The organism is Rhodococcus daqingensis, from assembly GCF_042665615.1.
Lineage (GTDB): Bacteria > Actinomycetota > Actinomycetes > Mycobacteriales > Mycobacteriaceae > Rhodococcus_G > Rhodococcus_G daqingensis.
This window is the reverse complement of the sequence record NZ_JBHTCS010000009.1, coordinates 303,264-321,406: the sequence shown is the minus strand read 5'-3', so window position 1 is coordinate 321,406 and position 18,143 is coordinate 303,264. Positions and strand designations below refer to the sequence as shown.

Sequence of the window (18,143 nt, the reverse complement as noted above, 5' to 3'; positions counted from 1 at the left end):
GTTCTCGGCGATCAAGCTGTTCCCCGAGTCGACGACGTTCGAGGACTGGCTCTCGTCCAGCGGTCTGGAGATCGCGCTCTACGTTCTCGGTGGGCTGCTGGTGGCGCGGTTCCTGTCCTGGGCCGGGAACAAGGTGACCGATCGGATTGACCTGAACTACCACCAGGGCGACGCGTTGGTCCGTTCGGAGGCCACCAAGCACCGGCACGCCCTCGCGCAGGTGATCACCTGGGTGCTGATCATCATCGTCTACACCCTGGTGACCATCGAGGTGCTGCAACGCCTCGGGTTCTCCGTCGCGAGCCTGGTCGCGCCCGCGACCGTGCTCGGCGCGGCGCTGGGCTTCGGCGCGCAGCGGGTGGTGCAGGACATCCTGGCCGGCTTCTTCATCATCGCCGAGCGGCAGTACGGCTTCGGTGACGTCGCGCGGATCGCGATCACCGGGTCCTCGGAGGACGCCTATGGGACGGTCGAGGACGTGACCCTGCGGGTGACCCGCCTGCGGTCCTCCGACGGCGAGGTGATCACCGTGCCCAACGGGCAGATCGTCAAGGCCGTCAACCTGTCCAAGGACTGGGCGCGGGCCGTGGTCGACGTGCCCATCCCGGCCACCGCGGACATCAACCACGTCAACGACGTGCTGCGGACCGTCGGCCGCGAGGCGTTCGCGGACCTCGACCTCGAGCCGCTGCTCCTGGACGAGCCGTCGGTGATGGGCGTGGAGAGCCTCGAGCTGGACACCGTCAACATCCGGATGGTCGCGCGCACCCTGCCCGGCAAGCAGTTCCAGGTGGGACGCGAGCTGCGGGTGCGGGTCGCGGCGGCGCTGCGCCGCGAGGGCATCTTCGTCGGCCCGGAACTGGCGGCCGACCAGATCGGGGACAACGGATGACCGCCGAACGCGCGAAGAAGAAGGAACCGGCGACCACGCACGAGCGGCACTGGTCGCTGCCGAAGAAGCTGTTCGGCCGGGTCAGGACGTCCACGGTGGCCCTCTGCGTGGCGTTCGTCGCCACGGCGATGCTGTACGGGTACCTCAATCCGGATCCGCCCGAGTCCGGCGGCACCGGACCCACGGCGCCGGCGCCGTCGGCCCCCCGGTCGCCCGCCCCCGCGCGCCAGGAGCCGGCGACGTCTGCCCCGCAGACCACCAGCATCGCCCCGCCGTCGACCACGGCCCCCGAAGCGGTCACCACGACTCCGCAGCCCGCCATCGTGCTGCCTCCGTGGGTCACCGTCCCGCCCGGGATGGAGCTGCCGCCGGGGGTCGTGACGGCCACCCCGGAGGCCTCGACCGCACCGCCCACACCCAGCCCGTAGCGCCTGGACCTGCAGGTCCACCGAAACCCAAGGTCACCGTCAGATAACGGCTAAACTGGCTCCCCGTGATCAGCGTGGAGAATGTGTCCAAGTCCTACAAGACCTCGTCGAGGCCAGCACTGGACAAGGTGAGTGTGTCGGTGGACAAGGGCGAGTTCGTCTTCCTGATCGGCCCGTCCGGGTCCGGGAAGTCCACCTTCATGCGGCTGTTGCTCAAGGAGGACACCCCCACCTCGGGCGACATCAGGGTCGGCGATTTCCACGTGAACCGGTTGTCCGCGCGCCGGGTGCCGAAGCTGCGGCAGAGCATCGGATGCGTGTTCCAGGACTTCCGGCTGCTGCAGCAGAAGACGGTGACCGAAAACGTGGCCTTTGCGCTCGAGGTGATCGGTAAGCCACGCAGCGTGATCGACCGCACCGTCCCCGAGGTGCTGGAACTCGTCGGACTGTCCGGAAAGGCGGACCGGCTGCCCACCGAACTCTCCGGCGGTGAGCAGCAGCGCGTCGCCATCGCGCGGGCCTTCGTCAACCGGCCGTTGGTGTTGCTCGCCGACGAGCCCACCGGAAACCTCGATCCGGAGACCACCGGCGACATCATGCTGCTGCTCGAACGGATCAACCGCACCGGAACCACCGTGCTGATGGCCACCCACGACCACCACATCGTCGACTCGATGCGGCGCAGGGTGGTCGAACTCGACCTCGGACGCGTGGTGCGCGACGAGGCCCGCGGTGTCTACGGCGTGGGGCGTTAGGTACCCACACCCCTCGCCGGCCCACCCCGACACACGAAGGACAAGACTTTCCGATGCGCGCCAGCTTCATCTTCAGCGAGGTTTTCACCGGCCTGCGCCGCAACATCACCATGACCATCGCGATGATCCTGACGACCGCGATCTCGCTCGCCCTGTTCGGTGGCGGCCTGCTCGTCGTCCAGATGGCGGGGAAGACGCAGCAGATCTTCCTCGATCGAGTCGAGGTGCAGATCTTCCTCACCGACGACGTGTCGATCTCCGATCCCGACTGCGCCCAGGACATCTGCGCGGGGCTGCGAAGCGATCTCGAGAGCACCCCGTCGGTGGTGTCCGTGCAGTACCTCAATCGGGCGGACGCGGTGGCCGACGCCAAGGAACGGGTGTTCAAGGACCAGCCCGAGCTGGCCTCGATGGTGAGCGAGGACTCGTTGCCCGCCTCCTTCAAGATCAAGCTCAGCGACCCCGAGCGGTTCGGGGTCATCAACGACTCGTTCGGGACCCGGCCAGGCGTGCAGAGCGTGCTCAACCAGCGCGATCTGGTCGAGCGGCTGTTCAGCGTGCTGAACGGAATCCGTAACGCGGCCTTCGCGATTGCCATCGTTCAGGCGATCGCGTCGATCCTGCTGATCGCGAACATGGTGCAGATCGCCGCGTACACCCGGCGCACCGAGGTCGGGATCATGCGGCTCGTGGGCGCGACCCGCTGGTACACCCAGTTGCCGTTCCTGCTCGAGGCCGTCGTCGCGGCGCTGATCGGTGCGGCGCTGGCGATCGCGGGATTGTTCACCGCGAAGAACCTGTTCATCGACGACGTGCTGACCGACGTCTACGACGCGAACATCGTCGCCCGGATCTCGAACAGCGATGTGCTGCTGGTGTCGCCGTTCCTGGTGCTCGTCGGCGTCGGCATGGCCGCGTTCACCGCCTACATCACGCTGCGGCTCTATGTCCGCGAGTAATCGGTTGCGCCCCGGGCCTATCCTGGGGGTAGAACTCGATCACTTGCGGACTGAAGGGGCCCGAACGTGAAGGAAAAGGGCCGCAAGGTCATCGCGAGCAATCGCAAGGCGCGGCACAACTATTCGATCATCGATGTCTACGAGGCGGGCATCGCGTTGGTCGGCACCGAGGTGAAGAGCCTGCGCGAGGGCAAGGCGTCGCTCGTCGACGCGTTCGCCACCGTCGACGACGGCGAGGTGTGGCTGCGCGGGCTGCACATCCCCGAGTACACCCAGGGCAGCTGGACCAACCACTCGCCGCGGCGAACCAGGAAGCTGCTGCTGCACAAGCGCGAGATCGAGCACCTCGTCGGCAAGACCAGGGAGGGTAACCAGACGCTGGTCCCGCTGTCGATGTACTTCTCCGACGGCAAGGTCAAGGTGGAGCTCGCCCTCGCCAAGGGCAAGCAGGACTACGACAAGCGTCAGGACATCGCGCGGCGGACGGCCGAACGAGAGGTCACCCGGGAGCTCGGTCGTCGGGTGAAGGGGATGAGCCGCTAGCGCGCGACCTGGGCGGCCAGCGCGTCGGGCATCAGCTCGTACCGCAGGTGGCAGCGGGAGAACTCGGCGTTGCCGTGGACGAGTGAGTTGAGCTCGACCGGGTAGCGGGCGAGTTCGATCTCGGGCACCTCCGCGCGCAGCAACGACAGCCCGGGTCCCTTCGTCTCGGTCCCGAGGACCCGGCCGCGCCGGGCGGAAAGGTCACTGAGAACGGCACCGAGATAGTCGTCCGGGAGCGTCACGGCCACGGCGGCGACCGGTTCGAGCAGCCGGATCGAGGTGTGCCCCGCCGCGTCGCGCAGCGCGAGACTCGCCGCGGTCTGGAAGGCGGCGTCTGACGAGTCCACCGAATGCGCCTTCCCGTCGACCAGGGTGACCCGGACGTCCACCAGCGGATGCCCGGTCGCGACGCCCTTCTCCAGTTGGGCGCGCACGCCCTTCTCGACGGACGGGATGAATCCCTTCGGGACCGCGCCGCCCACCACGTGTTCGCGGAACTCGAACCCGGAGCCGGTCGGCAGCGGTTCGACCTCGAGGTCGCAGATCGCGTACTGGCCGTGGCCGCCCGACTGCTTGACCAGACGCCCGTGCCCGGATGCGTTGCCGCCGAATGTCTCCCGCAACGCGACCTGGTACGGCACGGTGTCGACGTGGACGCCGTGACGGTTGCGCAGCCTGTCCAGCGCGACTTCGGCGTGCGCGTCGCCGGTGCACCAGAGCACGAGCTGGTGGGTGTCCGGATTCTGTTCCAGCCGGAGGGCGGGGTCCTCGGCGGTGAGCCGGGTCAGCGCCTGCGAGAGCTTGTCCTCGTCGGACTTGCTGTGTGCCTCGACACCGATCGGCAGCAGCGGTACGGGCAGGGTCCAGGTGTCCAGCGGGGCCGGGTGGTCGGTGTCGCCGATGGTGTCGCCGATGTGCGCGGTCAGCTTCGGGATGCAGACGATGTCACCCGCGATCGCCTCGGGTACCGGTCGCTGCAGCTTGCCGAAGGGGCCGGTGAGGGTGGTGACCTTCTCGTCGGTGGACTCTCCCGCCGCGGCTTCCGCACTCGTGAGGTGGACGTGGGTGTCGGGGAGCAGCGTCCCGGCGAACACGCGGACGAGGCTGATGCGCCCGACATAGGCGTCGCCGGTGATGCGGATGACCTGGGCCGCGAGCGGCGCGGCCGGGTCGGCCGCGGGTGCGGGTCCGCGGCGGTGGGTGGGGTCCGGGAAGGCGCCGGTGATGAGGTCGAGCAGTTCGGCCGCGCCGACCCCCTCGTCGGTGACGGCGAGCGCGGGGTGCAGGGTGCAGTCGACGATCTCGCGGCGCAGGCCTGCGGTCAGTGCCTCCTCGTCGAGCGGTTCACCCGCGAGGTAGCGCTCCATGAGGGTGTCGTCCTGACCGGAGATGGCCTCGACCAGGCTCTCGCGCGCGGCCTCGGCATCGGGGCAGGCACCGGGCGCGCCGTAGCTGCGACCGGTGAGCAGGCCGAGGGACCCGCACGGTCGACCGTCGTCGAACACCGGGAGGTAGACCGGGCGGAGGGTGTCGGTGCCGAGACCGAAGGCGTCGTGGCACGCGGTGAGGATGTCATCGAAGCCGCTGCGTGCCACGTCGAGTTTCGCGACCACGATGGCCCGGGGTATCCCCGCCTCCGCGCATTCGCGCCACAGCGCCCGGGTGGGTGTGGTCACCGGGTCGGTGGCCGAGACCACGAAGACGGCGGCATCGGCGGCGTGCAGCCCGGCCCGCAGCTCGGCGCCGAAATCGGGGTGGCCGGGCGGGTCGAGGAGGTTGACCTTGCAGCCGTTCCATTCCAGCGGCAGGACCGCGAGCTGAACCGATCGCTGTTGGTGGTGCTCGATCTCCTCGTAGTCGGAGACCGTGTTGCCGTCGGGGATCCGGCCGGCCCGGCCGATGGCCTCGGCCGCCAGCGCGAGCGACTCGGCGAGCGTGGTCTTGCCCGCGCCGCTGCACCCGATCAGCACCACGTTGCGCAGCTGCTCGGGACGCGAGGCGGGTGGGGCGTTGCCCGCGCGAACCGTCATCCGGTCGGCCATCGATGTCTCCTCCCGCAGCGACGGGCTGACCCGATTCTAGGCGGGTCGGCCCGTCGCGGCCGGAGGAATGACCTATCGAGAGTGCAACAACCTACTTCGCGACGCGCTCCCACATCTGCAGGTAGGCCTCGGCGCCCCGGCTCATGTCCTCGATGATCCGGTCGCCGTCTTTCCCGGCGGCGATCCGCATGTCCGCGATCCAGTCGGGGATCAGGCCGTACTGCGCGACGCCGTCCTTGTTGACGTCGAAGACCCGTTCGCCGGTGCGCTGGCGATCCATCGTGGTGCCGCCGTCGAAGGTCTTGTACGGATACTGCAGTGGATTGGTGTCGGCGTCCTCACGCGGCCGCGCCTGCGGGCCGAAGCCGTTGGTGTCCGCGCCGTAGCCGAAGCCGTAGTAGTAGTCCTCGCTGCGATCCGCGCGGGCCTTGCGCCAGGCGGTGACGAAGTTCTCCTTGCGCGGGTCGGTGTTGAGTCCGGAGGCGTATGCGGCGACGAAGCCACCGAGCGCGTAGATCCGCTTGTAGTTCAGCGGGTCGGTCCAACTGTGGCTCGAGACCACGCCGGAGTACTCGGCCTCCTCGAGGATCCGCAGGGTGTCCTCGGCGGTCTTGACGCTCATGTGGTCGAGGTCGACGATCATGCCGCGGTCCATCATGCCGCGGACCATGTGCTCGCCCAGCTTCGTCAGCCCGCGGGTGTTGCAGAGGGGGCCGGACGGGTAGACGGGCGTGGTGACGCCGGGCGGCAGTGCGGACAGCACCTCGGCCGGTCCGTCACCGACGGACAGCAGCGGGTTGTCGTGCACCGGGCCGGTGCACGGTTCGGCCTCCCAGAACTTGCCGGTGCTGAGGAAGTTGCCCGCGTTGACGGCGATGCCCTGGATGCCGCCGTCGAAGCGGACGCCGCCGAAGGCGTTGTCGAACTTGTGCGTGACGATCATCTGGCGCACGCCCATCGCGTAGACCTCGTCCAGGCCGCGGTCGACGTCCGCCTCGGTGCACTGGGGCACGTCGTTGCGCTGCGAGCACCCGAACGGTTCCGAGGTCTCGATGCCGATCGTCACCGCGAGCTTGCCCTCGCTCGCGACCTTGCGGACCTCGTCGGGAGACCTGACGATCCGGAACCAGCCGCGGCCGGGGCCGCCGTACTGGGCGTCGATGTAGTCCTGCATCTGCCGGACCTGCTCGGCCTGCGCCCGAATGGTGTCCATGTCGTTGCAGGAGCGGTTCTTGAGCGGGTAGATGTCGCACAGCACCTTGTTGTTCACCAGCAGGTTGGTGAAGATCCGCAGGCCGCCACGCCAGGCCCGCTCCACCCACCGGTAGTAGGTCTGCTCGTGGGTCAGCGAGTCGGCGTCCGGCCAGTCCTCGAAGGTCGGCCAGCCGACGGTGTCGTGCTCCGCGACCGGGCTGCCGTGCGAGAGGATGTTCTCCAGCAGTGCCGGCATCCCGTCGGTGCCGTGGTCGGCGCAGTCCTTCAGTGCGACCGTGATGCCCTGCGGGTCGAAGGGGGTGCCGCAGTGCACCTGGCCGCCGATGAACAGGTTGGCGTCGAGGTGGACGTGTGCGTCGATGAAGCCACGCACCTCACCGTTCGGTCCGGTGCCGGAGAGCGGCGTGCCGGTGGCGTTCACCTCGGAGTCGGGGAAGGTCGCGCAGCCCTCGGCCGGGGCGAGGACGAATCGTCCGCCCGCGGGATCGGTGCCGGGGTCGGTGAGCCCCATCCCGCCGTTCGCGGCGGTGAGCTGACTGCCGTTGGCGGTCGCGGTGATCGAGTAACTGCCCGCGGTGTAGGTCAGGGTCCAATCGGTGGTCGGCAGCGCGTCGCGGGTGGAGACCACCGCCCGCTTGTCGTCGTGGGCGAGCATGTCGCCGCCCTTGCCGTAGAACATGAACCGGCCCAGTTGTGCCGCGTGGGTGCGGAACGCCTCCGCGCCGCTCAGCGCGTCGGCGTCGGCGCGATAGCCGCCGTCGGCGCGTCGGACGAACTTGCCGCTCTGTTCCGATTTGAGGGCGTAGCAGCCGTTGGCGAGTCCGAAGACCGGGTCGTCGCCGGGGCCGGTCGGCGCGGGTGAGGACTGCGATGCCGCGATGCCACCGCCTGCCAGGACCAGTGCCAGCGTGGCGGCCAGTGCGTTAACCCAACGTCGGCGTGAACGCCCTGGTTGCTGTGACATGTGGCTTCGACTTCCCCAATCAATCCGCTCACTGATTTGCCCCAGAAGGGTAGATCATTTTGGACAATCGTCCAGATGAAACGCCGGAGAATTAATCGGGATGATTTCGCGGCGCCGGAGCGTTACAGTATGTGGTCCCAGCACGGTGCTGGGTACGTACGGGGCTGAACGGTTTCGACTCTGTGCGTTGAGTTAGGGGAAGCGTGTCGGTGCAGGCAAGAGACCACCGTAAGCGTCGCTGCAAACATATAAGCGCCGATTCCAATCAGCGCGACTACGCTCTCGCTGCCTAAGTAGCGAAGCGTGTCTGTCAGTCCGATCTCGCCCTCGGGTCGGGTACTGGCATCAGCTAGAGGGCTTTACCTACCGGCTCGGTCACGGAGTCGGATGGGACATCAAACAGTGACTGGGATCGTCATCACGGCTTGTTCGCGAGACCGGGAGATCCAAGTAGAGGCATAGCGAACTGCACACGGAGAAGCCCTGGCGATTCGGCGGAGGACCCGGGTTCGATTCCCGGCAGCTCCACAAGACGATGGCCCCGGACCACACGGTCCGGGGCCATCGTCGTTCGGCCCGGGTCAGCGCGGCGGCGGGAGCAGCGCGGTGAGGAAGCGGGTCGCGTCGCCGTCCGAGGCGGGCAGCACGCTCCGGTGGTCCGTGCCGGGATAGACCTTCAACTGGGCGTCGGCCCCACCCGCGGCGAGCTGCAGGTGCAGGGCGACGCTGAGGGGGAGGGGAACCGTCACGTCGTCGGATCCGTGCACGATCATGACCGGTCGATCCCAGCCGGTGGTGGGGACGGCCATGTAGTCCTGGAGGGCGGCGACCACGGCCGGATCGAGCAGCGGTTCGGCGAACAGGGCCCCCATCGCCGTCCCCTTCAGCATGTCGAGGTCGTCGCCACATCCGAGCTCCGCCGAGGCCACCGCCCTGACCCCGAAGTCGGTGAGGTGGTCGGGAATCCGGAGATCCGGTCGGGCGGCGTTCAGGCCCGCGAGGATGTACACGAGATAGGTGCTCGCCCCGTCGAGGAAGTCGAGCGAGGGGACGTAGGGGCCCGCTCCGATCACCAGGTTCTCCACATTGGATTCGGGTGCGTAGGAGAGGGTTCCGCGGAAGTCGAGCTCCGGGGCGTACTCGCCGGCCATCCGCCCGGCGAAGAGGGCGGCCTGCCCGCCCTGGGAGTGCCCGATCGACACCCAGGAGGGAGAGAGGTCGGGGAGGAGGCTGCGTCCGGCGCGAACGATGTCGATCGCGGCATGGCCCTCGGCACGGCCGGCCAGGTACTGATGGATGCCGGGTGAGCCGAGGCCGATGTAGTCGGTCGCGACGACCGCGTAGCCCCGGCGGAGGTAGTCGACAAGGGGTTGCGTCGTGGTGAGGCTCCCGGTGACGCTCGGCGCGCACTGGTCGCCGACCCCGGTCGTGCCGTGCGACCAGGACACGACCGGCCAGCCGCCGGCGGGGGCATTGCCCCGCGGGAGGAAGACCTGCCCGGTGCTGAGCGCGGGCCTGCCGTCCTGCCCGGTTGTGTTGTAGGTCAACAGGTATCCCTCGGCCGCACCGTCGATCAGGCCGTCGCCCGACAGTGCGGAGGAACTCACGATCGATCCGGGAACGGCGGCGGGAGGGGTGGCGTGGGCGTGGGCGCAGGCACCGACCGCGATGAGACTGGACACGATCACCGACATCATTCCCCCGAGATGCACCTCGCGAACGCTATCAGCGCGGGAGGAGGAACGGGGGGACCCACGAATCCGCTCACCCGTCAGCAGTTGCTCGGCGCGGGCTGACCGGCGAACCGGCCGTCGAGCCACCCCAAGGCGCCGGGCAGGCCCTCGATGCTGGCCGGACCGTGATCGCCGGGAAGCACGTTGAACTGCACCGGGAGTCCGGCCGCACAGTAGTTGCGGACGGTGGCGGCCGCCGAATCGAGCGGCGCCAGCTGATCCGCCCTGCCGTGCCAGGCGTACATCGGCGCCCGCGGGACCCCGCGGTACATCATCAGGCTGTTGTCGTCGAAGATCGCCCGGACCGCGGGCGCATGGATCTGGGCGGGATCAGCCGACACCTCGGCGGCGCTGTGGTTCGCCCCCGCGTCGATGATCTCCTGCGAGCAGGCGTTCGTGATCCGATCGCGCAGCGCCAGCCCCGCGGCGGTGAGGCCGCTGGCCAGCGGGATGGACGACGGGTACTCGCGCTCGAGACCCAGGGTGGCGGCGAAGCCGAGACCGAACAGCGGATGCGGCGCGGTACCGAGGCCGTTCGCCAGCTCGCTGAGGTTGGCCGGGACGCCGCCCTGCGCAATGCCGACGATGTTGAGTTCCGGGGCATAGGTCGGCGCCAGCACGCCCGCCCAGCCGCTGGTCATGCCGCCGCCCGAGTAGCCGGCCACGCCGACGGGGCTCCGCCAGAGCCGGGCCTCCGGCAGGCGTTGCGCGGCCCGGATGCCGTCGAGGACGATCTGGCCGCCGAGCCGAGCGGCGCCGTAGGCGCTGGTGGGCCCGAGGTGGTCGGGGAGCGCGACCGCCCAGCCCCGCAGCAGCATCAGGTTGATCAGCGGGGCTTCCTGGAGCTGCCCGCTGAACAGGGTGTGCGAGGGCCCGCACCGGGTACCGAGGGAGTTGATGATCGTCTGGTAGGACACGAGCGGCCTGTTCACCCCGCCGCGGGGGACCAGCACGGTGGTCACCGCGGCGATGGGGTGGCCCGACGAGTTGGTGGAGCGGTAGGCGATCTGCCAGCCGTCCGCGTTGCCGAACCGCGAGACGTCCACGGGCCTGCTGCGCAGGACATCACCGTTCGCGCGGGCGCCCAGATCCGGTGTCGGCCAGTAGAACGGGTCGGGGTCGGGCGCGGGCATCAACGCCTGGGCCAGGGCGGCAGGCGGAGGCGTCGCGATCGCCGGCGAGAGCGCCAGTGCCAGTGCCGCGAGGAGGGCAGTGGCGGAATCCCTGAGTGCGATTCTCATCGAATCCTCCGAAGGAGGATGGGGGACACCGAACTCGCCCCCCAGTGCGCGGCCTCGTGCCCGAGTGATCCACTCCGCAACATTGGCTCACCGCCGTCCGTCAAGCACCCCCGCACCATGACGCAGCTCACACTAGCGAAAACCGGCGTGGTCTTTCGCGGATATCGCCGCGACACCCGGATCGAGGGCATGCTGTGACCGTGGATGCTCTGCCGATGTTCCCGCTCGGTGCCGTGTTGTTGCCCGGTGAACTACTGCCGCTGCAGGTGTTCGAGCCGCGCTATCTCGAGATGGTCGCCCAGCTGACCTCGTCACCCGAGCCGCCGCGATTCGGCGTGGTGCTCATCACCCGCGGCCACGAGGTGGGCGGCGGCGACGAACGCACCGACGTCGGAACCGTGGCGCGGATCGTCGATTGTGAGCAGGTGCCGGGAGGGCGACTGCTGCTCGGATGCGTCGGCGAGAGCCGGATCCGGGTGCGCCGCTGGTTGCCGGACGACCCCTACCCGCGGGCAGAGGTGGATCCGTGGCCCGACGAGGGTGGGGACCACCGGACGGAGGCGGTCGACGAGGTAGGCGCGCTGGTGGACGAACTCGGTGGGCTGCTGAGCAGGTCCGCGGCGTTGCGTGGCATCCCGGTGCCAGGGTTCCCGAGGCTCGACGAGTTGCCGGGCGAGCTGGGCGAGCGCATCTATGCCCTCGCGGCGACTCTCCCGCTTGTCGCCGTGGACCGGCTGCGGTTGTTGTCCGCGCCCGGGCCGGGGGAGCGGCTGACCGTCCTCACCGAGGCTCTCGAGGACGTGATCGCCGCGGTGCGATTCAGGCTGTCGGAGTAGATGATTCAGATGCGCGGTGAGGGATCGTTGCTCGCAGTCGTCGCGCTGGGCGGGGGGCTCGGCGCGCTCGCGAGATACGGCATCGCGCACGCGGTGCCCACCAGGGAGTTCCCGTGGGCGACGCTGATCACCAACGTGATCGGCTGTCTGCTGATCGGCATTCTCATGGTGCTCATCACCGAGGTCTGGACCGCGCACCGGTTGCTCCGGCCGTTCCTCGGGGTCGGGGTCCTCGGTGGCTTCACCACCTTCTCCACCTATGCGGTCGAGGTGCGGGGGCTGCTCGCGTCCGGCAGCTACCCGGTCGGGTTCGCGTATCTCTTCGGCACGGTGGTCGCGGCGCTCGGCGCGGTGCTGGCGGGGGTGTGGGGCACACGGCTCGTCACCGGTGCAGTCGCCAGGAAAGGGGATTGACATGTCCTATTCGCGGACGGAGCTGCGGCTCTCGATCATTCTGGGCCAGGACGACCTCTGGCATCACAAACCGAAGTACCAGGAGATCGTCAAGCGCGCCCGCGCCGCCGGGCTGGGTGGGGCGAGTGTGTGGCGGGGCGTCGAGGGTTTCGGCGCGTCCGCGCACATCCACACCACCAGGCTCCTCGACCTAGCCGACGGGCTGCCCCTGCTGGTGATCGCGGTGGACAGCGAGGAACGGATCCGTGCGTTCCTCGACGGCATCGCCGAACTGCTCACCGAGGCGACCGTGACGCTGGAAGACGTCGAGCGGGTGCACTTCACCGAGGGCCGGCCGTGACGGTGGTCCTGGTGGTCCTCGGCGGCATAGTCGGCGCACCGGCACGATTCCTGCTCGACCGCGCGGTCGGCTCCCGCATCGACAGCGAGTTCCCCTGGGGAACCCTGACGGTGAACGTGCTCGGATCGCTGATCCTCGGCGGCTTGGTCGGTGCCTCGGTCGGTCACGGTGGTCAGGTGATGGCGCTGGTGGGCACCGGATTCTGCGGGGCGCTGACGACCTACAGCACCTTCGGCTACGAGACGGTCCGGCTCGTCGAGGACGGGGTGCGGCTGTACGCGCTCGGCAATGTCGTGGTGAGCGTGGCGGCGGGAATCGCGGCGGCGGCCCTCGGATTCGCGGGGGCACACGCGCTGTTCGCGTGATCGAATGACGCGGTGCCGCACTCGCAGACCGACATCAGGCCGCCGATGGCCCGCAGGTTCGTCGTCGGCGTGGGCTCCGCGGTCGCCGCCGGAGTGCTGGTCGGGATCATGTCGAGACTGTTGATGCGATTGACGACCCTCGCCGCAGGCGGGTCCGCCGGCTTCTCGTGGAGCGGGACCGCCGGGATCGTCGCGCTGTACGTCGCGGCCATGATTCCCGGCGCCCTGCTCGTCGCCACCACCGGCGCACGGCGGTCGTGGTGGTTGCTCGCGGCCGGCGCCGTGTTTCTGTGCTTTCCCGCCATCGGAGTCGCGAGTGAGGAGGTCGGGTACCTGGGTGATCTGAGCGTGGTCCGGTTGCTCGCCGTCGCCGTGTCCGGGGCTGCCGTGTTCGCGACGCTCGCGCTCCTGCCATTGCTGACACTCCGATTGGTCAGACGTTCGGCGTGATCGAATGGTCCGGCAGGATCACAATCCCCGACCGAGGAGGCGCGCCGTGGCGCACGATCGAGCAGGCACGCCGGCTCAGCCGCAGGATCTCGAGGACCTCGCCCAGCTGGTGACGGCCTACTACAGCCGCATCCCCGACCCGGAGAACCCGGACGAGCGGGTGACGTTCGGTACCTCCGGGCACCGTGGATCCAGCCTGGACGGCGCCTTCAACGAGGCGCACATCCTCGCCACCACCCAGGCCATCGCCGAGTACCGGGCAAGCCAGTCGATCACCGGACCGCTGTTCCTCGGCCGCGACACCCACGCCCTCTCCGAGCCCGCCTGGACCAGCGCGCTCGAGGTGCTCGCCGCCAATGACATTGCGGTGCTGATCGATTCCGGTGGCCGTTACACGCCGACCCCCGCGGTCAGTCATGCGATCCTGCGGCACAACGCCTCGGGACCCGCAGCCAGGGCGGACGGCATCGTGGTCACGCCGTCGCACAACCCGCCGCGCGACGGCGGCTTCAAGTACAACCCACCCCACGGCGGTCCGGCCGACACCGCGGCCACCTCGGCGATCGAGACACGTGCGAACGAGCTGATCGCGGCCGGTCTGGCAGGGGTGAAGCGGGTCCCGCTGGCCTCCGCGCTGCGGGATGCGGCCCGGCCCTACGACTTCCTCGGCACGTACGTCGACGACCTGCCCACCGTGGTGAATCTCGACGCCGTCCGGGACGCGGGCATCCGGATCGGGGCCGACCCGCTCGGCGGTGCCAGCGTCGACTACTGGGGCGCGATCGCCGAGCGTCATCGCCTCGACCTGACGGTGGTGAACCCCTTGGTCGACGCGACATGGCGGTTCATGACCCTCGACACCGACGGCAAGATCCGGATGGACTGTTCCTCCCCGGACGCGATGGCCTCCCTCATCGGTGCGCGGGACCGCTTCGACATCTCCACCGGCAACGACGCGGACGCGGACCGGCACGGCATCGTCACCCCCGATGGCGGCCTGATGAACCCGAATCACTATCTCGCCGTGGCCATCGACTACCTGTACGCGAATCGGCCCGGCTGGGCGCCTGGCACCAAGGTCGGCAAGACCCTGGTGAGCTCGTCGATGATCGATCGGGTGGTCGCGGGTCTCGGCCGGGAGCTGGTGGAGGTGCCGGTCGGGTTCAAGTGGTTCGTGCCCGGGCTGCTGACGGGGGACCTGGGTTTCGGCGGCGAGGAGAGCGCGGGCGCGTCGTTCCTGCGCACCGACGGCCGGGTGTGGACGACCGACAAGGACGGCATCATCATGGCGCTGCTGGCCTCCGAGATCGCCGCCGTCACCGGGCACTCGCCCGCGGCCCGGTACGCCGAACTCGCGCAGCGGTACGGCAGCCCCGAGTACGCACGCGTCGACGCCCCCGCCACCCGTGAGCAGAAGGCCGCGCTGGCCGCGCTGTCCTCGGATCAGGTCACCGCGACCGAGCTGGCGGGCGAGCCGATCACCGCCACGCTGACCGCGGCGCCCGGCAACGGGGCGGCGCTCGGGGGTCTCAAGGTGTGCACCGAGAACGCCTGGTTCGCGGCGCGGCCGTCCGGAACCGAGGACAAGTACAAGATCTACGCCGAATCGTTCAGCGGCGCGGCGCATCTCGCGCAGGTGCAGGGCGAGGCCCGGGAGCTGGTGTCCCGGGCGTTGGGAGCAGGCGTCTGAGGCGTTTCGGCGCTGGCTAGGATCGGTGGCAATCATGCACACCACCGCAGCCAAGCTGCCACGCGAGATCTGGGTCCTGGTCTCGGCCAGTTTCGTCATCGCCCTCGGGTTCGGCATCGTCGCTCCGGCGCTGCCCCAGTTCGCCCGCAGCTTCGACGTCGGGGTCACCGCCGCGACCGCCGTCATCAGTGTCTTCGCCCTGATGCGGCTGCTGTTCGCGCCGCTCAGCGGCGCCTTCGTGCAGCGGCTGGGGGAGCGCCCGACGTATCTCACCGGGCTGCTGATCGTCGCCGGCTCGTCCGGCGCCGTGGCGTTCGCACAGGACTACTGGCAGCTGCTGCTGTTCCGGGCGATCGGCGGTGTCGGGTCGACCATGTTCACCGTGTCCGCGCTCGGTCTCCTGATCCGGATCACGCCGCCGGGCATCCGCGGTCGGGTGTCGGGCCTGTATGCGACGTCGTTCCTGTTCGGCACCATCGGCGGCCCGCTGGTCGGCGGTGCGCTGGCGGGCTTCGGGTTGCGCGCTCCGTTCCTGATCTATGCGGTGGCGCTCCTGATCGCGGCCGCGGTGGTGTACCTGAGCCTGCGGGGATCCGTGCTCGCCTCACCGGATTCGGGTGGTTCCGTCGTCACGATGAGCCTGCGCGAGGCGTTGGCCTCGGCGACGTACCGGGCGGCGCTGGTGTCGAACTTCGCCAACGGCTGGGTGTCGTTCGGCGTCCGGGTCGCGATGGTGCCGCTGTTCGTGGTCGAGGCGCTGGACGAGGGCACCGCGCTGGCGGGCGTGGCACTGACCGTGTACGCGATCGGCAATGCGCTCGTGCAGATCCCGGCGGGGCGCTTGTCGGACCTGCGCGGCAGGCGGCCCTTCGTGCTGGCCGGGCTCGCGGTCGCCGGGGCGGCGACGATGTTTCTCGGGTACAGCGAGAACCTGCTGGTGTTCCTTGCGCTGTCACTGGTCGCGGGGGTGGGGTCCGGGCTGATGAATCCGGCCCAGCAGGCCGCGGTCGCCGACGTGATCGGCTCCAGGGCGCGGGGCGGCCCGGTGCTGGCCACCTTCCAGATGGCCTCGGACGTCGGGGTGGTGGCCGGGCCACTTGTGGCCGGCCTGCTGGCCCAGTACCTGTCCTACGGCGCGGCATTCGCGGTCACGGGCGGGTTGATGCTGCTCCCGATCGCGTTCTGGGTGGTCGCGCCGCGGACGATCGCGCAGGCGTCAACCGGGGATGCCGACCCCGATCAGCGCGCCGACCAGGTAGGTGGCCGCGACCGCGATCGCACCGAAGGCGAGTTGCCGGATGGCCCCGCGGACCTTCGACTTCGCGGTGAAGCTCGCCGCGAGTGCGCCGACGACAAGTAGGCCGATCCCGCCGACGGTCAGCCCGGCGACGAGCGACTCGTAGCCGAGCAGGTACGGGATCAGCGGGATGACCGCGCCGATGCAGAACATCAGGAACGAGGAACCGGCGGCCACCAGCGGCGAGGGCTTCTCGCTCGGGTTGACGCCGAGCTCGTGGGTGAGGTGGATGTTGACCGCGCGTGCGGAGTCGTTGTGCACCTCCGCGGCCGCGGCCTCCGCGGTCGCCTCGCTCATCCCCATCGCGGTGAACGTCCCGACCAGTTCGGCCTGCTCGGCCTCGGGGTAGCGGGCCTGCGCGCGCGTCTCGACCTTCACCTCCGCCTCGATCTGCTCGTTCGCCGTGGAGACCGAGGCGAACTCGCCTAGCGCCATGGAGAAGGCGCCGGCGACGAGACCGGCGACGCCGCTGAGGATCACGGTGTGCGCCGCCACGCCCGCGCCGCCGACTCCCGCGATCAGAGAGGTGTTGGTGACCAGGCCGTCCATCGCCCCGAACGTCGCCGCCCGGAGCCAGCCACCCGACACGTCCGAGTGAGTGTGATCGAACTCGTGGGGGAGCGCGTTCTCGATCGACTCTGGGCCGGGCATCGGCTCGCTCATATCGGTGAATCTACGCCGGTCGGTACCGTGGTCCGGGTGTGGATTCGTATCGTCAGCCTGCTCGCCCGGCTCGGTCTCGCCGCCGTCTGGCTGATCTCCGGGGTACTCAAGGCAGCCGATCCGGCGGGGACGGTGATCGCCGTGCGCGCCTATCAGTTGCTCCCGGAATCGCTGGTCCGGCCGGTCGCGAACGCGCTGCCGTTCCTCGAGATCGCGCTCGGCCTGCTGCTGCTGATCGGGCTGGGGGTCCGGCTCGCGGCGATCGCGTCGGCGGTGCTGTTGGTGGTGCTGATCGGGGTGATCGTCTCGGTGTGGGCCCGCGGGCTCTCGATCGACTGTGGCTGCTTCGGCGGCGGCGGGGCCGCGGATGTCGACGGCTGGGACTATGCCCGCGAGATCGCCCGCGACGTCGGGTTCCTCGCCCTGGCCGTGTGGCTGACGGTGTTCCCGCGCAGCCCGTTTGCGCTCGGGCCCGCGTCGCGGCCCGCACTCTCAGTGCCAGCTCAGCATGGGATGGCAGAGTAAAGCCACATTTGAATCTCGGAGCGAAGGACTGCATCTGTGAATGCGAAGAACGGCAAGCCCGTCACCTCCCTGCAGCCGACGTCGAGTCGGTCGACGTACATCCTCGGTGGTTTGGCGGTACTGGTGATCGCGGCCGTGGTGATCGGCGGGGTCATCTGGCAGAACAACCGCAGCAAGCCGCGCAACGAGGGCTATGGGGCCGTGTCGAACTCGGCCGTGCAGGTGGCAGTGGTGGAGGACGGGATCGTGCGGATCGGCCAGCCGGGGGCGACCACCACGATCGACATCTTCGAGGATCCGATGTGCCCGTACTGCGGCGAGTTGGAGAACAAGAACGGCCAGGAGGTCGCGCAGAAGATCGACGAGGGCAAGGTCGCGGTGCAGTACCACATCCTCGACTTCCTCAACCGGCTCTCGGCCAGCGGTGACTACTCGACCCGCGCGGTGGCCGCGTCGATGTGCGTGGCGGAGAGCGGCGACGCGATCGCGTACTCCAAGTTCCACGCGGCGCTGTTCTCGCCCGAGAACCAGCCGGCGGAGAACGGGTCCTCGGATCACTCCAACGCCGAACTCGCCCAGATCGCCACGGACTCGGGCGCAAACGACGCCGCGGTGGCGTGCATCTCGGACGGCGCCAAGGTGAACGAGGCAGCCGCGGCGGCACAGAAGGGTCGCGAGGCCCTGGCGGCCAGCGGCGCGGCCGGGACGCCCACGGTGATCGTGAACGGCAGCATCATCGATGCCCTCGGCAATCCGAACTGGGTCGCCGAACTGAACTGAGACCGGCTTCG

At 69.3% G+C, this 18,143-nt stretch carries 18 protein-coding genes, 1 other RNA gene and 1 pseudogene; 15 read left to right on the top strand and 5 right to left on the bottom strand.

All coding sequences use genetic code 11. The annotated features are described in order from the left end of the window. Positions 1 to 10: 10 nt before the first annotated feature. The 5 genes from ACFQS9_RS06030 (at position 11) to smpB (ending at position 3,577) form a co-directional block, all read left to right on the top strand. Complete coding sequence (locus ACFQS9_RS06030) at positions 11 to 892, top strand: mechanosensitive ion channel family protein (RefSeq protein WP_378403168.1); 882 nt, start codon at positions 11 to 13, stop codon at positions 890 to 892. After that, a complete protein-coding gene (locus ACFQS9_RS06025) occupies positions 889 to 1,320 on the top strand; it encodes a hypothetical protein (protein ID WP_378402524.1) in 432 nt (143 codons plus the stop codon). The genes ACFQS9_RS06030 and ACFQS9_RS06025 overlap by 4 nt, the downstream gene beginning before the upstream one ends. 65 nt (positions 1,321 to 1,385) lie before the next feature. Further along, the gene (ftsE, locus tag ACFQS9_RS06020; protein ID WP_378402522.1) at positions 1,386 to 2,075 is read left to right on the top strand and encodes a cell division ATP-binding protein FtsE; all 690 of its coding nucleotides are present in this window, start codon (positions 1,386 to 1,388) and stop codon (positions 2,073 to 2,075) included. 53 nt (positions 2,076 to 2,128) lie between these two features. After that, complete coding sequence (gene ftsX / locus ACFQS9_RS06015; protein ID WP_378402520.1) at positions 2,129 to 3,034, top strand: permease-like cell division protein FtsX; 906 nt, start codon at positions 2,129 to 2,131, stop codon at positions 3,032 to 3,034. Positions 3,035 to 3,100: 66 nt separating this feature from the next. Further along, complete coding sequence (gene smpB / locus ACFQS9_RS06010; RefSeq protein ID WP_378402518.1) at positions 3,101 to 3,577, top strand: SsrA-binding protein SmpB; 477 nt, start codon at positions 3,101 to 3,103, stop codon at positions 3,575 to 3,577. Here smpB and ACFQS9_RS06005 read toward each other — a convergent pair. Beyond that, entirely contained in the window at positions 3,574 to 5,619 is a 2,046-nt protein-coding gene (locus tag ACFQS9_RS06005; protein ID WP_378402516.1) for an elongation factor G-like protein EF-G2, read from the bottom strand. The two genes, smpB and ACFQS9_RS06005, sit on opposite strands and share 4 nt — an antisense overlap. Before the next feature lie 91 nt (positions 5,620 to 5,710). Next, positions 5,711 to 7,798, bottom strand: a complete 2,088-nt coding sequence (locus ACFQS9_RS06000; RefSeq protein ID WP_378402514.1) for a membrane dipeptidase — start codon at positions 7,796 to 7,798, stop codon at positions 5,711 to 5,713. A 160-nt stretch (positions 7,799 to 7,958) separates the two neighbouring features. On the opposite strand from ACFQS9_RS06000, the gene ssrA reads away from it, so the two are divergent. After that, positions 7,959 to 8,329: a transfer-messenger RNA gene (ssrA, locus tag ACFQS9_RS05995) on the top strand. Between the two features lie 50 nt (positions 8,330 to 8,379). Here ssrA and ACFQS9_RS05990 read toward each other — a convergent pair. After that, the gene (locus ACFQS9_RS05990; protein WP_378402512.1) at positions 8,380 to 9,510 is read right to left on the bottom strand and encodes a lipase family protein; all 1,131 of its coding nucleotides are present in this window, start codon (positions 9,508 to 9,510) and stop codon (positions 8,380 to 8,382) included. A 59-nt stretch (positions 9,511 to 9,569) separates the two neighbouring features. Continuing rightward, the gene (locus tag ACFQS9_RS05985; RefSeq protein WP_378402510.1) at positions 9,570 to 10,772 is read right to left on the bottom strand and encodes a lipase family protein; all 1,203 of its coding nucleotides are present in this window, start codon (positions 10,770 to 10,772) and stop codon (positions 9,570 to 9,572) included. Between the two features lie 200 nt (positions 10,773 to 10,972). On the opposite strand from ACFQS9_RS05985, the gene ACFQS9_RS05980 reads away from it, so the two are divergent. The 7 genes and pseudogenes from ACFQS9_RS05980 to ACFQS9_RS05950 form a co-directional block, all read left to right on the top strand. Further along, positions 10,973 to 11,608 (top strand): LON peptidase substrate-binding domain-containing protein, encoded by a 636-nt coding sequence (locus ACFQS9_RS05980; RefSeq protein ID WP_378402508.1) that lies wholly within the window; start codon positions 10,973 to 10,975, stop codon positions 11,606 to 11,608. A 9-nt stretch (positions 11,609 to 11,617) separates the two neighbouring features. Continuing rightward, positions 11,618 to 12,022, top strand: coding sequence for a fluoride efflux transporter CrcB (crcB, locus tag ACFQS9_RS05975; RefSeq protein WP_378402506.1), 405 nt, complete (start codon positions 11,618 to 11,620; stop codon positions 12,020 to 12,022). Between the two features lies 1 nt (position 12,023). Next, positions 12,024 to 12,362 (top strand): DUF190 domain-containing protein, encoded by a 339-nt coding sequence (locus ACFQS9_RS05970; RefSeq protein ID WP_378402504.1) that lies wholly within the window; start codon positions 12,024 to 12,026, stop codon positions 12,360 to 12,362. After that, on the top strand, positions 12,359 to 12,727 hold the full coding sequence (locus ACFQS9_RS05965; RefSeq protein ID WP_378402502.1) for a fluoride efflux transporter FluC: 369 nt from the start codon (positions 12,359 to 12,361) through the stop codon (positions 12,725 to 12,727). The genes ACFQS9_RS05970 and ACFQS9_RS05965 overlap by 4 nt, the downstream gene beginning before the upstream one ends. A 12-nt stretch (positions 12,728 to 12,739) precedes the next feature. Then, the gene (locus ACFQS9_RS05960; RefSeq protein WP_378402500.1) at positions 12,740 to 13,177 is read left to right on the top strand and encodes a hypothetical protein; all 438 of its coding nucleotides are present in this window, start codon (positions 12,740 to 12,742) and stop codon (positions 13,175 to 13,177) included. A 46-nt stretch (positions 13,178 to 13,223) separates the two neighbouring features. Continuing rightward, positions 13,224 to 14,867, top strand: coding sequence for a phosphoglucomutase (alpha-D-glucose-1,6-bisphosphate-dependent) (pgm, locus tag ACFQS9_RS05955; protein WP_378402498.1), 1,644 nt, complete (start codon positions 13,224 to 13,226; stop codon positions 14,865 to 14,867). A 34-nt stretch (positions 14,868 to 14,901) separates the two neighbouring features. Beyond that, positions 14,902 to 16,098 (top strand): annotated as a pseudogene (locus ACFQS9_RS05950) (MFS transporter); the annotation flags it as partial. Here the strand turns inward: ACFQS9_RS05950 and ACFQS9_RS05945 are convergent. Further along, the gene (locus ACFQS9_RS05945; RefSeq protein ID WP_378402496.1) at positions 16,084 to 16,827 is read right to left on the bottom strand and encodes a VIT1/CCC1 transporter family protein; all 744 of its coding nucleotides are present in this window, start codon (positions 16,825 to 16,827) and stop codon (positions 16,084 to 16,086) included. The pseudogene ACFQS9_RS05950 and the gene ACFQS9_RS05945 sit on opposite strands and share 15 nt — an antisense overlap. A gap of 36 nt (positions 16,828 to 16,863) precedes the next feature. On the opposite strand from ACFQS9_RS05945, the gene ACFQS9_RS05940 reads away from it, so the two are divergent. Together ACFQS9_RS05940 and ACFQS9_RS05935 are read left to right on the top strand one after the other, a co-directional pair. Next, positions 16,864 to 17,352, top strand: coding sequence for a MauE/DoxX family redox-associated membrane protein (locus tag ACFQS9_RS05940; RefSeq protein ID WP_378402494.1), 489 nt, complete (start codon positions 16,864 to 16,866; stop codon positions 17,350 to 17,352). 36 nt (positions 17,353 to 17,388) lie between these two features. Continuing rightward, the gene (locus ACFQS9_RS05935) at positions 17,389 to 18,132 is read left to right on the top strand and encodes a DsbA family protein (protein ID WP_378402492.1); all 744 of its coding nucleotides are present in this window, start codon (positions 17,389 to 17,391) and stop codon (positions 18,130 to 18,132) included. Positions 18,133 to 18,143 lie beyond the last annotated feature (11 nt).

What these genes read in the sequence shown, in the direction of transcription:
- ACFQS9_RS06025 (WP_378402524.1), top strand. Translation starts at nt 889, where the DNA reads ATGACCGCCGAACGCGCGAAGAAGAAGGAACCGGCGACCACGCACGAG.
- ftsX (WP_378402520.1), top strand. Translation starts at nt 2,129, where the DNA reads ATGCGCGCCAGCTTCATCTTCAGCGAGGTTTTCACCGGCCTGCGCCGC.
- ACFQS9_RS06005 (WP_378402516.1), bottom strand. Translation starts at nt 5,619, where the DNA reads ATGGCCGACCGGATGACGGTTCGCGCGGGCAACGCCCCACCCGCCTCG.
- ACFQS9_RS06000 (WP_378402514.1), bottom strand. Translation starts at nt 7,798, where the DNA reads ATGTCACAGCAACCAGGGCGTTCACGCCGACGTTGGGTTAACGCACTG.
- ACFQS9_RS05985 (WP_378402510.1), bottom strand. Translation starts at nt 10,772, where the DNA reads ATGAGAATCGCACTCAGGGATTCCGCCACTGCCCTCCTCGCGGCACTG.
- crcB (WP_378402506.1), top strand. Translation starts at nt 11,618, where the DNA reads ATGCGCGGTGAGGGATCGTTGCTCGCAGTCGTCGCGCTGGGCGGGGGG.
- ACFQS9_RS05970 (WP_378402504.1), top strand. Translation starts at nt 12,024, where the DNA reads ATGTCCTATTCGCGGACGGAGCTGCGGCTCTCGATCATTCTGGGCCAG.
- ACFQS9_RS05945 (WP_378402496.1), bottom strand. Translation starts at nt 16,827, where the DNA reads ATGAGCGAGCCGATGCCCGGCCCAGAGTCGATCGAGAACGCGCTCCCC.